Annotated in this window: 13 protein-coding genes; 10 read left to right on the forward strand and 3 right to left on the reverse strand. The window is 64.9% G+C overall.

Features of this window, described 5'->3' with window-relative positions; genetic code table 11:
• Positions 1–163: 163 nt before the first annotated feature.
• From ACYQR9_RS16005 to ACYQR9_RS16015, 3 genes are all read left to right on the forward strand, one after another.
• Positions 164–1,096 carry a hypothetical protein gene (locus ACYQR9_RS16005; protein ID WP_056434114.1) on the forward strand — a complete coding sequence of 311 codons (933 nt, stop codon included), beginning with the start codon at positions 164–166 and terminating at the stop codon, positions 1,094–1,096.
• Between the two features lie 77 nt (positions 1,097–1,173).
• Positions 1,174–2,283, forward strand: coding sequence for a GNAT family N-acetyltransferase (locus ACYQR9_RS16010; protein WP_461227278.1), 1,110 nt, complete (start codon positions 1,174–1,176; stop codon positions 2,281–2,283).
• 117 nt (positions 2,284–2,400) lie between these two features.
• The gene (locus ACYQR9_RS16015) at positions 2,401–3,729 is read left to right on the forward strand and encodes an LLM class flavin-dependent oxidoreductase (RefSeq protein ID WP_461227280.1); all 1,329 of its coding nucleotides are present in this window, start codon (positions 2,401–2,403) and stop codon (positions 3,727–3,729) included.
• 42 nt (positions 3,730–3,771) lie between these two features.
• On the opposite strand, the gene ACYQR9_RS16020 is transcribed toward ACYQR9_RS16015, so the two are convergent.
• A complete protein-coding gene (locus tag ACYQR9_RS16020) occupies positions 3,772–4,275 on the reverse strand; it encodes a YciE/YciF ferroxidase family protein (protein WP_419951210.1) in 504 nt (167 codons plus the stop codon).
• Between the two features lie 605 nt (positions 4,276–4,880).
• Between ACYQR9_RS16020 and ACYQR9_RS16025 the strand changes: the two genes are divergently transcribed.
• From ACYQR9_RS16025 to pqqA, 3 genes are all read left to right on the forward strand, one after another.
• Positions 4,881–5,012 carry a DUF2735 domain-containing protein gene (locus ACYQR9_RS16025; RefSeq protein ID WP_244477938.1) on the forward strand — a complete coding sequence of 44 codons (132 nt, stop codon included), beginning with the start codon at positions 4,881–4,883 and terminating at the stop codon, positions 5,010–5,012.
• An 84-nt stretch (positions 5,013–5,096) separates the two neighbouring features.
• Positions 5,097–5,912, forward strand: coding sequence for a shikimate 5-dehydrogenase (locus tag ACYQR9_RS16030; protein ID WP_461227282.1), 816 nt, complete (start codon positions 5,097–5,099; stop codon positions 5,910–5,912).
• A 187-nt stretch (positions 5,913–6,099) separates the two neighbouring features.
• Positions 6,100–6,189: a pyrroloquinoline quinone precursor peptide PqqA gene (pqqA, locus tag ACYQR9_RS16035; protein ID WP_018043773.1), complete on the forward strand. Its 90-nt coding sequence runs from the start codon at positions 6,100–6,102 to the stop codon at positions 6,187–6,189.
• A 112-nt stretch (positions 6,190–6,301) separates the two neighbouring features.
• On the opposite strand, the gene ACYQR9_RS16040 is transcribed toward pqqA, so the two are convergent.
• Both ACYQR9_RS16040 and ACYQR9_RS16045 read right to left on the reverse strand, forming a co-directional pair.
• Positions 6,302–7,459, reverse strand: coding sequence for a helix-turn-helix transcriptional regulator (locus ACYQR9_RS16040; protein ID WP_461227284.1), 1,158 nt, complete (start codon positions 7,457–7,459; stop codon positions 6,302–6,304).
• An 87-nt stretch (positions 7,460–7,546) separates the two neighbouring features.
• Positions 7,547–8,650: a helix-turn-helix transcriptional regulator gene (locus ACYQR9_RS16045; RefSeq protein ID WP_461227286.1), complete on the reverse strand. Its 1,104-nt coding sequence runs from the start codon at positions 8,648–8,650 to the stop codon at positions 7,547–7,549.
• A 290-nt stretch (positions 8,651–8,940) separates the two neighbouring features.
• Between ACYQR9_RS16045 and ACYQR9_RS16050 the strand changes: the two genes are divergently transcribed.
• From ACYQR9_RS16050 to ACYQR9_RS16065, 4 genes are all read left to right on the forward strand, one after another.
• The gene (locus ACYQR9_RS16050) at positions 8,941–10,545 is read left to right on the forward strand and encodes a calcium-binding protein (RefSeq protein WP_461227288.1); all 1,605 of its coding nucleotides are present in this window, start codon (positions 8,941–8,943) and stop codon (positions 10,543–10,545) included.
• 486 nt (positions 10,546–11,031) lie between these two features.
• Positions 11,032–11,184, forward strand: coding sequence for a hypothetical protein (locus tag ACYQR9_RS16055; protein ID WP_200919237.1), 153 nt, complete (start codon positions 11,032–11,034; stop codon positions 11,182–11,184).
• A 250-nt stretch (positions 11,185–11,434) separates the two neighbouring features.
• Positions 11,435–11,713, forward strand: a complete 279-nt coding sequence (locus ACYQR9_RS16060; RefSeq protein ID WP_461223655.1) for a hypothetical protein — start codon at positions 11,435–11,437, stop codon at positions 11,711–11,713.
• A 358-nt stretch (positions 11,714–12,071) separates the two neighbouring features.
• Entirely contained in the window at positions 12,072–13,175 is a 1,104-nt protein-coding gene (locus ACYQR9_RS16065) for a helix-turn-helix transcriptional regulator (RefSeq protein WP_461227290.1), read from the forward strand.
• The last annotated feature ends 1 nt before the right edge of the window (position 13,176 follow it).

The following is a 13,176-nucleotide window of genomic DNA, read 5'->3' on the forward strand; positions in this document are numbered from 1 at the left end:
ATTCACGCGGCCCATGCAGGAATCTTTTTCCGTCGGCACCGCGAATGCAAAGATTTCATCAACGTCGGATATGATGTCCGGAAATGGATCGGCCCTGTCCCGCAGGGGGACCGACCCACCTCATCTGAAGAACAGCGGGACACGATACGGATTGACCGTAGCCATGAACGACCCGATCTTCACCTCCTGGGACGAGCCCGACAGCGCCCTTTGGGGGCATCAGCCGCTGCGGCTCGAGCATCGGCTGCACCAGTCTCCCCTGTTCTCGCGGGAGGCCTTGGCCGATCTGATCGACACCTATCCAAGCGGCCAGTACAGCCTCGTCCATATGGGAGCCGCCGGACAGCGCAAGTTCTGGCGTGAGGGCGAGACCGGGGGACTTCCCGGCGCGCAGGTGATCGAGTCCATCGCCCAGGGGCGGATGTGGCTCAACCTGCGCAATGTCGAGACCGTAGACCGGCGCTACCGCGACACGCTCGACGCCATGTTCGAGGAGTTGGCCCAGCGAGTACCCGGCTTCTCTCCGGCGAAATCCACCTGCGGCATCCTGATCTCGTCGCCCAACGCCCAGGTCTATTATCATGCCGACCTGCCGGGGCAGCACCTGTGGCAGATCATCGGCGCCAAGCGGGTCTACGTCTATCCCTCGACCCCGCCCTTCGTGACGCCGAAGCATCTCGAGGACATCGCCCTCTTCGATGTGGAGGTCGATATGCCCTATGCGCCCTGGTACGATTCTCATGCCCAGGTGATGGAGCTGTCGCCCGGCCAGATGCTGAGCTGGCCGCTCAACGCGCCGCACCGGGTCGAGAATCTCGACTGCCTCAACGTATCGATGACGGTCTCCTTCGTGGACGAGCCGATCCGCCGCAAGCAGATCGTCAATCTCGCCAACGGCATGCTGCGCCATCGCTTCGGCCGCGAGCCGGCGAGCCACGCCATCACCGGGCCGGGCTACTGGTCCAAGGCGGTGATGCAGAAGCTGCTGCGCAACAGTGATTGGGTGAAGAAGGAGCGCGCGGCCCGCCGTGCCGTCGATTTCCGCCTCGATGCGGCCCGACCGGGCCAGATCCTCGAACTCTCCGCTCCGGCGTGAGCGGGACGGCGCTGCCGGCCCATCGCCGGAGCATCGCGCCATCGGGAAAGGGAGCCTCCGGAGCGCGGAGCTACGATGTGGCGATCGCATCCGACTGGACGGAGTGCGTGCCCGGATGGACGGGTGCGCCGACGCCGTTTCAGGATCCGGTCTGGATCGAGACCTGGTATGAATCGCTCCAAGACCGCGTGGGGCTGACGCCCCTCCTGGTGACGGCGCGGGACAGGGCGACGGGCGCGCTCGCGCTGCATCTTCCCCTCGTGATCGACGAGACGGGGACCCGTCGCATCATCGCCTTCGCCGATCTCGGCCTCACCGATTACAACGCGCCGCTCCTCGGCCCAGCGGCTCCGAGAGACCATGCCGGGGCCCTGGAGCTATGGCAGGCGATCCGCTCCGCTCTGCCGCGCGCCGACCTTCTCTCCCTACGCAAAATGCCGGCGACCTTCGCCGACGGGCCCAATCCGCTGTCCCTCCTCAGGGGTGTGTCCCCGTGCCCGCTCAACGGCAACGAGGTCAGGACGGGCGAGGATTGGGAGGCCTATCATCGCAGCCTCTCCAAGACCGTGCGCAAGGAGCTGGAGCGAAGCTGGAGGGTGTTTTCCCGCGAGTCCGAGACGGCCTTCCGCATCGTCACCGACCAGGGCGAGGCCCAGCGGGTTCTCGAGGTGATGGCGCGCCAGCAGGAGGCGCGCATGCGCAGCATCGGCGCCGATTACCGCCTCGACGAGGCCGAGTTCGACGCCTTCTACCGTCGCCTCGTCGGACGGGGCCTCGGCCACGGCTTCGCCGTCGTCAGCGCCCTGACATCGGGCGATGAGGTCGTCGCGGCGTTGCTCGGCATCCGCAATGCCGACACCTACGTCATGATCCGCATCAGCAATGCCGGGGGGGAATGGTCCCATTGCTCGCCCGGGCGCCTCGTCATCGACAAGACCATGGAGGCACTTCATCAAGAAGGTTGCCGCTCGTTCGACTTCAGCATCGGCGATTACGATTACAAGCGCCGTTTCAACGTCGAGCCCCTGCCGCTGGTCGATTTCACCGTTTCCCTCGGCTGGCGTGGCCTGAAGAGTGCGGCGCGGGCACGGCTGGTCTCGACCCTCCGCCGCTATCCCGCCCTCGACCGGCGGATGCGGGACGTCGCCCGCCGGGCCGCCATCCTGTGGCGGGAACGACGCCCGTGACGGCGAACCGGCCCTGAGATTTTCCCGGCCATTTCCCTCGAAATCCGGGAGCCTTTTCTCTCTCCGCTGCTCTATTCCGAAGTCGTGCTTTCACGCACCGGACGGAGATAGCCTCGGATGACCCAGCCTCGTCGCCTCCATCTCGGCGCCTTCATGCGGCCGATCGGCATCCACACCGCCTGGTGGCGCTATCCCGGTGGATATCCGGACGCGAATTTCAGCTTTCCCCATCTCAAGCGCTTCGCCCAGCGACTGGAGGCGGCCAAGTTCGATGCGTTCTTCATGGCCGACCATCTGGCGGTGATGAACATGCCCATGGCCGCGCTGAAGCGCAGCGCCACCGTGACGTCCTTCGACCCGATGACCCTGCTGCCGGCGCTCGCTGCCGTCACCGAACGGATCGGGCTCATCGCCACGGCCTCCACGACCTATAACGAGCCGTACCATGTGGCCCGGAAGTTCGCCTCCCTCGACCATATCTCGAACGGCCGCGCCGGCTGGAACCTCGTCACCTCCGGCAACCCGGACGAAGCCCTGAATTTCGGCCGGGACGCTCATCTCGACCACGCGGTCCGGTATGCCCGCGCCCGCGAGTTCTTCGATGTGGTCACCGGCCTGTGGGATTCCTGGGCCGACGACGCCTTTATCCGCGACGTGGAGGAGGGGGTCTATTTCGATCCCGACAAGCTCCATGTCCTCGACCATGCCGGCGAGTTCCTGAAAGTGAAGGGGCCGCTCAACATCGCCCGCCCCGTCCAGGGCTGGCCGGTGATCGTGCAGGCGGGGGCATCGGAAGCCGGCCGCCAGATCGCCGCCGAGACCGCCGAAATGGTGTTCGGCGCCGGCTCGAAACTCGCCGCCGCCCAGGAATTCTACGCCGACGTGAAAGGCAGGATGCCCGCCGGCGGCCGCGATCCCGACCATCTCAAGATCCTGCCCGGCGCCTTCATCGTCCTCGGCGAGACACGCGACGAAGCCGAGGCCAAGAAGGCCCGGCTCGATGCGCTCGTGCCCACCGACAGCGGCATCGCCAACCTCTCGGTGCGCCTCGGCGTCGATGCTTCGGAGTTCGACCTCGACGCGCCCCTGCCCGATCTCCCGGAGACCAATGCCAGCAAGAGCGCCCAGGCCCAGATCGTCGGCTATGCCCGGAAGACCGGGGCCACGGTGCGCGAACTCGCCCAGCGTGTCGGCGGCTATGGCGGGCTCACCATGGTGGGGACGCCCGCCGAGGTGGCCGACCAGATGGAGGAATGGCTCGTGACGCGGGCCTGCGACGGGTTCAACGTCATGTTCCCCTTCGTGCCGGAAGGTCTCGACGACGTGGTCGACACCCTGGTGCCGGAACTCCAGCGTCGGGGCCTGTTCCGCACCGAATACGAAGGCACGACCCTGCGCGACCATCTCGGCCTGCCGCGCCCAGCCAACCAATTCTTCCCAACCTGACGGACGGGCCGCCCTCCGACCGGGGAGGGCGACTTCATCGGGTCAGGCGGCGCGGCGGTTGACCTGGCTCTCGGCCATCCGCGTCAGGCGTTCGTCGGTGGCGCGCTCCTCGTCCAGGGTCTGCTGCAGCACGCTGGCGCAATCGTCCCGGCCGAGCTGCTTGGCCCAGGCGACGAGGGTGCCGTAGCGCGTGATCTCGTAATGCTCCACCGCCTGTGCGGAGGCGATGAGGGCGGCATCGAGGACCTGCTTGTCGCCGATCTCTCCGGAGACCTCGTTGGTCTCCTTGATGATCCCGTCGATGGCCGGGCAAGTCACCGCCTTCGGCGTATGACCATGCATCTGAAACACCTGCTCCAGGCGCTTGATCTGACCCTCGGTCTCCGAAAGGTGCTTCTCGAACCCGCTCTTGAGTTCGGGATCGGTCGCCTTGGCGATCATCTTCGGCAGCGCCTTGGTGATCTGGTTCTCGGCGTAATAAATGTCCTGCAGGGTATGGACGAACAGATCGTCGAGAGTCTGGATGTCCTTGCTGAAAAGACCCATGGCTCGTTCCTCCTTAGTTTGACTGACGTCGTGACAGGCCAAACGGGATCGATCCGGCGGACACAATATGGACCGGATCGTTCTCCCGCATCCATGCGCACACGGCAAAGCTTGACCCAAGTTAAGCGATGATATCGGCGTGCGCTTGCTAGGCTTGATCAAGATATTTACGCCGTCATGGTTCCGAACAACCTGATGCGCGGGAGGTCTGGATTTGATCCGTCCTCACATGGGAGCAAGACGATACGCTCGGCAGCTCGGGGGCAGAGCGCCGATGACGAAGCACAATCGCCACAAAGCCGTCCGTCATCGGCATGAGCAGGAGCGAAAGAGGAGTCCGGCCGCGGCAGCGCACCATAAATTCACGCATGAAACAAATTCAGGCATGCTCGAATTACCGGCATGGGGTGCCTTTCTCACGTTTAGCCAGTGCAAATATCAGATACCGCTCATATCATAACGAGACGTCGGGGGCATGAAGGCCCAGCAGCTTTTGGAGACGTTGGATCATGACTTTGAGCTCACCTCGGAATTCAGCCGAAATCTTTGCTTTCGTGCCCAGGAAGGTTGCAGCATCGGCGCGTGCCCATTCGACAGGCACACGCATGGGCAGCAACGCCGTGGTGGACCTCGCTTCACGCATCTCGCGCCCCATGGAACTGCCGAGGATGGATTTCTGCGACGGCTGGTACCACGCCGAGGCGATCCTGGACGACGGTCGCAACCGCAAGGCCTGACGGGCGCGACGTATCGCGGGACGTGATATCGCTCCGGTGCCGGAGTGCGGGGCATGCCGCGTCTCCGAGCGACCGGAGACCGCGATGAAGCCCCCGATCGGACGCGAGACCACGCTCTGTATGTCCCTGTCGGGACGGCCGGGTCATTTCGGGTCGCGTTTCCACAACCGGCTCTACGAGCTCATGGGGCTCGACTACGTCTACAAGGCCTTCACCACGACCGACCTGCCGGCTGCGATCGGCGGCATACGGGCTCTGGGCATTCGTGGCTGCGCCGTCTCGATGCCGTTCAAGGAGACCGTGATCCCGCTTCTCGATCGCCTCGAAGCTTCGGCCGCGGCCATCGACAGCGTCAACACGGTGGTGAACGAGGCCGGCTGCCTCACCGGCTACAACACCGATTACATCGCGGTCCGCCTGCTCCTCGAAAAGCACGAGGTCGATCCGCAGACACCGTTCCTCCTGCGCGGTTCCGGCGGCATGGCCAAGGCCGTCGTCGCGGCCCTGCGCGATGCGGGCTTCGTGGATGGTACGGTCGTCGCCCGTAATGAACCGGCCGGGCGGGCCCTGGCGGAAAGCCATGGCTATGGCTGGCGCCCCGAGATCGGCGAGGCGCAGGCCCCGCTCCTCGTCAACGTCACGCCCCTCGGCATGGAAGGGCCGGAGGCCGAAACCCTCGCCTTTCCGCCCCCTCAGATCGCGGCCTGCGCCGTCGCCTTCGACGTGGTGGCGCTGCCCTCGACGACGCCCTTCCTACGGGCGGCCGAAAGCATGGGAAAGCGCGTCATCACCGGCCACGACGTGGTGGTACTGCAGGCTCTCGAGCAGTTCGTTCTCTATACGGGCCGAACTCCCGACGAGAATCAGGTGAAAGAGGCCGCGGCCTTCGCCCGGACATGACGGAAGCGGTCCGTCCGCATGCGGCTTCCCCCTCTGTTCCATGAGAGAAAACTAAGGGAATCCTGCAGAATATTTCCGTCTTTCTGCTTGCTATGGGGCAGGGCGGACAATAGGTATTGCTCAAGCGCGGTCGTGCCGCGCATCTGAGATGTCTTCTAAAGAAGACTTGCAACGCAGGAGAAACATCATGGCTTGGACTGCCCCCGTCGTTCAGGAAGTGTGTGTCGGCATGGAAGTCACCAGCTACGAGTCGGCTGAGATCGACACCTTCAACTAAGTCGGCCGGAAGCGTCTACGCTTCCCACCGATAGAGCGAGACCAAGGTCTCTGCGAGAAGCCGCCTTCGGGCGGCTTTTTGCGTTCATGATACTGGGTGACGCCTGCACCGTTCAGGGTTTGGTATCGGCTTCGCGCTCGCGCCGTCGGCTCAGGATGGCATCGAGGCGCGCGACGATAATGGCGAGTTCGCTCTGACGCCTGACGCCGAGCTTGCCGAAGATCGCTTTCAGGTGAACCCGCACCGTGCCCTCCCGGACCGCGAGCAATTCCGCCGCCTCCCGGGGCGAGCTTCCCCGGCCGATCTCCATCGCCACAAGAGCCTGCATCCGCGTCAGGCCCAGTTGCTCGAGCTGCGGGGCGACGGAAACCAACACTGGCGGCGTGACGGGATGGAGCAGGAGCAGGACCCCGCCCTTGGCCGAGCCGATCAATTCGAGACCGGGCTCACCGGTGCGCAGGGGCATCGCCTCCGCCAGCAGCCAGGGGGACCCATCCGACGAACGCAGGATGATGGGTTCGGCCGCGCAGGGCCTGTTCTCCGCCAGGGCGGAGGCGACGAGGCGGTCGAGTCTCGGGCCATCGGCCGCCACGACGGTTCTCACGGGCAGGCCCGGGGCGATCTTCAGGCAACCGGCGACGATCCTCTCGGAGCCGGGATTGACGAACCGCACGGCGCCACCCCGATCGAGCAGGACGACGCCGATCTCTGCCCGCGCCAGGGCCGAGCCGAGATCGGCCGCCTGCCGGTGGGCGACGCCGAGCCGCGCCGTGACGTCGAAGGCCCGCGCGACATGCGGCCCCAACAGCGTGAGGAGGGCGATCTCCCCGGCTTCGAAGTAGCCTTTGCCGGCCTCGCGCAGGGCGCTCACCGTCATCAGCCCGCCGCCGGGATCGGGGGCGAAGAAGGCCACGAGTTCGTCGAGCCCGTGCTTGGCGCAGAAATCCCGAAAGAAGGGATCCTTGCGCTTGTCCTCCGGCGTGAACAGCATCGCATCCGCCACCACGAGGCCGGGCCGCATCCCGAGCCCCCGCGCGCGGGCGATACGGCTGTCATGCTCCCACCACCCGCCGCTATACGCGTCGTGCACCTCCCGCAGGCTGTCCGAATGGAGTGTGTCCGCCGTCCGGCGAGGATCGTAGGAGACGATCACCGTCCCCCGCGCTCCGAGGCAGGCGCTCACCTGCTCGAGAACTCCCGGCCAAAGCGAGGCATCGAGGGCGGCCGCGTAGCAGGCATCGACGAGACGCAGCGGGTCAGGATTGGTCATGGCGATCCGACGAACCCGAGCGGGCGGCGCTTTTCATACAGGCAACTCCACGGGACAACAGGACACGGATCGGCTCGTCCGATCGTCTTACGATGTCCGCCAGTCCCGCGGGGTCGTTCCCGCGAGGAGCCCGACGAGTTCGGCTTGGCGGTTGGTTCCGGTCTTGGACAGGACGGATCGCAGCTGCGTCCGGACCGTGCTGGTGGCGACGCCGGTCCGCAGGGCGATGTCCTCCACCGTCCTGCACAGGGCGATCTCGCGCGCCACCCGCGCTTCGGCCACGGTCAGGTCGAACAGGCCGGACAAAACAGTGAGGTCGGGCGCGGCGCCTTGCGCCACGGGCGTGAAGATCGCGATGGCGGAGGCGGCGTTGAACAGGTCCGCCGCCGCCCGCCGGATCGGCAGGAGATGCAGGATCACCGGGCCGCGCTCGTCCGTGGCCGGGATCGGGATGGACCGGGTCGAGGTCCGCCGCTCCGTCGCCAGTCCTTCGAGGGCCCGCTCCAGCAGGCGGTCCGCCTCCGGGTTGGACAGGGTCAGGCGATGCGCCTCCCGGATGGTGCTTCCGAGGAACGCCGCGCAGCCGGCATTGATGGCTAGGATCTGGGAGTGCCTGCCGAGGATCGCGGCGGGAATGTCGACGACATCGAGCACCTGAGCCGCCACCCTGACGGTCTGCAGCCGCAGCCTCGCCGACATGGTGGCTGCCCGGGCGAGGTGAGGGCGCAGGGCATCGAGGCGGGCGACGATCTCGCCGGGGACGGGACCGCGCGCGAATTCCCGCTCCACGTTAAAGATGAGCCGATCCCCGCTCGGCACCGCGATGGCGCTGGCGACGCCCCAACCCAGGCCCCTCGGCCGCAGAAAGTCCCGAAAGACCGGCTCCACCTCCATCTCGGCGGCGGTGTAGACGTCGAGGTCGGTGAGGAAGCCGGCATGTTCCCTGGCGAACAACCGCGCCGGCCTGTCGGTCCGCGCAGGCCAGCCCCCGGCGACATATTCGGCGATCCCCACCTCGAAGCCCGGGGACGTGACGTAGCGGAACTCGCTGCCCACCGTCGTGAACAAAAGCGCGCCTTGTCCCTCGCCGACCCGCACCAGTTCGGCCAGTACACTGGGCCACATCTCCGGAATGACGGCGGCTTCGTAGATATGGTCGATCAGCCTCTCGGAACGGACGGTCATTGGCATCGTCTAAACCAGATCCAGCACACGTTATGACGAAGATCGACATCATTATGTAGTCCGCATCGATGGGCCGGCCGCGGCGGACTCCGCATGAATGCCGAAATGCTTGATTTTAAGGCATGGCTTATCATGGCTTGAGCCCACCAGCACAGTCCACAAGCGAATCGTTGACTCGACATACTCCGTTTGGGCGATATGCGGCATGCAATCGGGTGCTCTAACCGCGCCGGGCAAACGAATGACCGCCGTGATGTTCGAGATTCGAGACGGTCACGACGCCTTTCCAGGGGAAGATGACCATCACGGCGACGCGCAACGTTCCGGGCACCTACGCAACGATCGCCGATGCCATCGCGGCTTCGGATCCCGGAGATACGATCACGGTCTCCGCTGCATATGGCGGGAATGAGACGGCTACCGTGACGGTCGACGACCTTCGTTTCAGCGCCCCCTCCACCGTTACCGGCATCACCCTCCTCGCAGACGGAGTGACCACGAAGATCACCGCCCTCGGCGCATCGCCGATCTCGATTTCAGGGACTGCAGGTAACGAGATCCTCATCGGCAATACCGGCGCCAACACTCTCACCGGCGGTTCGGGCGACGACACCCTCAGTGGCGGAGCCGGCAACGACATCCTCGACGGCGGCGAGGGCAACGATATCGTCTTTGGCGGTGAGGGTGACGATACGATCACACTTTATGATAACGGCAGCGTGGACAGACTCGATGGCGGAGCCGGTAACGACACGTTCCGGCTCATGACCGGTTATGGCGGCGGCGTGACCGTTGAAGGAGGCATCGGAACGGACATTGTGACAGACGCCTTTGACCTGGGAGATGCCAGCTTCACAGGGGTCGAGACGCTGGACACCACGTCAGTCTTCGCCACGACAGCCCAGCTTTCGTCCTTCGCCAGCCTCATCGACAGCACGGCGACCACCACACGGCTCGAAATCTCCCTACGGGGTGCGGGCGGTACGATCGACTTCACCAGCCGCGTCACCGGCACGGATTCGGTGCTGGTTTCCAATGCCGGCCTGACCGCTGGTGTCACCATCATCGGATCGGCCAGGAACGACACCCTCATCGGTGGCCTCGGCAACGACACATACGTCACCGATGGCGGCGACACGATCGTCGAGGCGCTCGGCGCCGGAACCGACCTCGTCCGGAGTTCGGCGACCCTGACCCTTGGCGGAAATCTGGAGAACCTCACCCTCACCGGAACGGGGGCGATCAAGGCGACGGGCAACGCCCTCGACAACGTGCTTTTGGGCAACGATGCCGCCAACGTCCTCAATGGCGGGACCGGTACCGACAGGCTCACCGGTGGATTGGGCAACGACACCTACATCACCGATGGTGGCGACAAGATCTTCGAGGTGGCGGGGGGCGGCATCGATCTCGTGCGGAGTTCGGTGGCGTTCAGCCTCGGCAACGAGATCGAGAACCTGCTTCTCACCGGCAGCGCCGACATCAACGGCAACGCCCTCGCCAACACGCTCACCGGCAATAGCGGTGCCAACATGCTCAATGGCGGTCTGGGCGACGACATCCTGAAGGGCGGAGCCGGTGCCGACATCTTCTTCTTCAAGACGGCGCTCGGCTCGGGCAATGTCGACAGCATCGTCGACTTCGCCGCCATCGACGACACGCTCCGACTCGAGAACGGAATCTTCACGGCACTGATCAAGACCGGAACCCTGGCGGCGGGTGCCTTCAAGGATCTCGGCGCGGCCGGTGCCATCCTCGATGCGGACGACCGGATCCTCTACGATTCGCGGACGGGCGCCGTCTCCTACGACGCGGACGGCAGCGGACCGGCCGACGCCCTCCAGTTCGCCCTCCTCACCTCGCGCCCAGTCCTGACATTCCAAGATATCCTCGTGGTCTAGGACACCTGACGGGCCTCCCGCTGACGATCGGGGTCACGCGGAACGGGGCGGGAGCCCGATTTCATAAGAGCCACGCGCCGACACCCGGCGGCATGAAACTGCCCGGTCTGGGGATTGCCCCGGGCTCCCCGGGGAGGCGGGGACCGAGGCGCCATGGCCTCGGAACGGTAGAAGACATCGTTCACCCTGTCTCGAAACCACGCCGCAACGTATCGCCGCCATGATGTGGCATTCACGCGCCGAACGGCGGCAAGATCGAGGCTTCCATGATCACGGATCTTCACGTCTGGCGGCTCTTCATCGCGCTCGGCGCCTTGGGCGCGGCGACCGCACCGCTGCTGAAGCCGTTTCTGTCTTAGAACGGCCAAGCCGATGTGCGCGCCGGCACAGCGAAACGGATCGCGGCCAGCCATGAACCATTCAGCCGCCATAGGCGCATGATCTCAAGGTGACGATCCGACCGCGACCCAGTCCCAGGAATCCGACATGACAGTTGCACGTCCCTTCCGCTGGCTGCTCGCCCTCGTCACGCTGGTCCTGCCGGCATCGCTGATCCAGGCTCGGCCTCCGGTCGACGGATGTGAACGCGGCAAGGCGAAGGACGCTCAGAGCCAGGTCGTCTTCCGCCACTACATCTGATCCTGATCCCGGATCGGCGGCAGCTTCGCGGAATCCGTCGTCCTGTTCCCGGAATTCCGGAACGGCATCCCCTCATCTCAGCCGCTCGCCCTCGTTGGACGGCAGAACCACGATGGAGCGGTAAGGCCACCGGCTCCCTTCAGCTACGGTTCAACCAGTATGGTCTAGCTTGGGCAGCCTTACGAGATAGGCCGCCCCGGTCCGGTGGCGGCGGGATTGCGCAAGGCGCGTCGCGCACCCCGTGGAAGCCATGCTCGCTCTCCCCACAACGACCCTCGGCACGCCCGTCCTGCACATCCCGCCCAGGGGGTCGGAGCTTCCCCGCCCCGGCGCGGAGGCGTCCCAGGCCTTCCTACGCAGCATGATACCCGGCCTCGATCTCGCCTTCGGCCTCGAGAGCGCTGCCGACCTGCCCGAGGACATGACACGGCTGATCGCCCGGCTTCATGCCGGCCCCCTGGGTGCGCTTTCACAGGAAACGGCTTCGGACAGCACTCGATTGTCGGCGCCTGCCTACGAGCCGGCCTGATGGCGGCGATGGAGCGGCAAGCCCAGGCGCGGCGAAACGGGCGGCGTGGCGATGATCGAAGGGATCCAGCTCCCCCGCCTTGCAGCGTGCTTGCAACTATTGACCGCCGATTGTTCTATGCAGGACAGAATCTGCGACCAACCGATAGCTCTGCAAACGCTCTATATATTTATAACTATTAGAAAATATTATAATATTTCTAGAAAGCGCAATCACAGTAAGGCTTATTTATAAAATAAGCACCTCATCCAACAAAAACATATCAAGGTCTTTTCAATTAAGTTCAGCCGGGTTATTTTTCCTCAGCCGAGAGTGCATCGCTTTACGCGGGAGCGTTCGACGCCGCTGAAGGATCAAGATGTTCCTCGACGACGAGACTTTGCAGGACATCGAAAACTCGCTCGTCACATCCGCGCTTCAGTCTCATGACTGGGACAAAGCAGTCGCCAAAATCGCGACTTCCACGGGCGCGAGAGGGGTCGTCGCCATCCCTTTGAAGGGACGCGTACCCGGCCTGCCGATGAGCGCCAGTCTCGAGGCGGTGGCCGACGGCTATTTTCGCGACGGCTGGTCGAAGAACGATTACCGCGTGAGAGGCGTCCCCAAGCTTCTCAAGACAGGCATGTTCGTCGATCAGGACTACGCGACGCCGGAGGCCATGCGATCCGAAGCGTTCTACGCCGACTACTTGCGCAGCCACGGCTTTCAATGGTCCGCCGGACTGATGGTCCAGGCGGGCGATGATGCTTGGGTGATGATGATGCAGCGGACCATCCAACAGGGGCCCTACACCTTGGATGAGCAGATCGCCTTGCGGCGCCTCATCGCCCCCCTCAACCGGGCCGCCCAACTGGCCCACAGCCTCGGCGAGGCGCGTCTCACGGGCATCGCCGACGCCCTGGAAACGGTCCGCAATCCTAGCGTGCTCCTCGACAGGACGGGACGGGTTCTGCGGGTGAGCAGCGGCGCGGAACGCCTGTTCGGCCCCGATCTGGCTGTGCGGCTCGGGGAACTCGTCGTTCCCTCCGATGCTCAGGCCACGGCCCGGCTTCGCGCGCATATCACCGCCGCCATCTGGTCCGATCCGCAAGCTGTCTCACTCGCCTCGGCGCCGATCGTCATCCGCCGGGAGGCCAAGCGGCCTCTCACTCTCCGGGTTCAGCCCCTGCGCAAGGCGGGGCTGGAGTATTTCGACGGCTGCCGCGCCATTCTGACCATTACGGACCTCGATGACAGCCGGGAACTCGCCGGTGACATCCTGAAAACGTTGTACGGGCTGACGCCACGGGAGGCCGAACTCTGCCACAGCCTGCTGGCCGGCCACAGCACCGGCGAATGCGCGGACAGGCTCGGCATGTCGATCCATACCACCCGGACCCATCTGAAGAAGATCTTCGTCAAGACGGATACGGCGAGCCAGACGGAACTGATGATCGTCCTGAGCCGAAACTTCGGCCTCTGAG

Source organism: Methylobacterium sp. CM6241 (assembly GCF_054817845.1).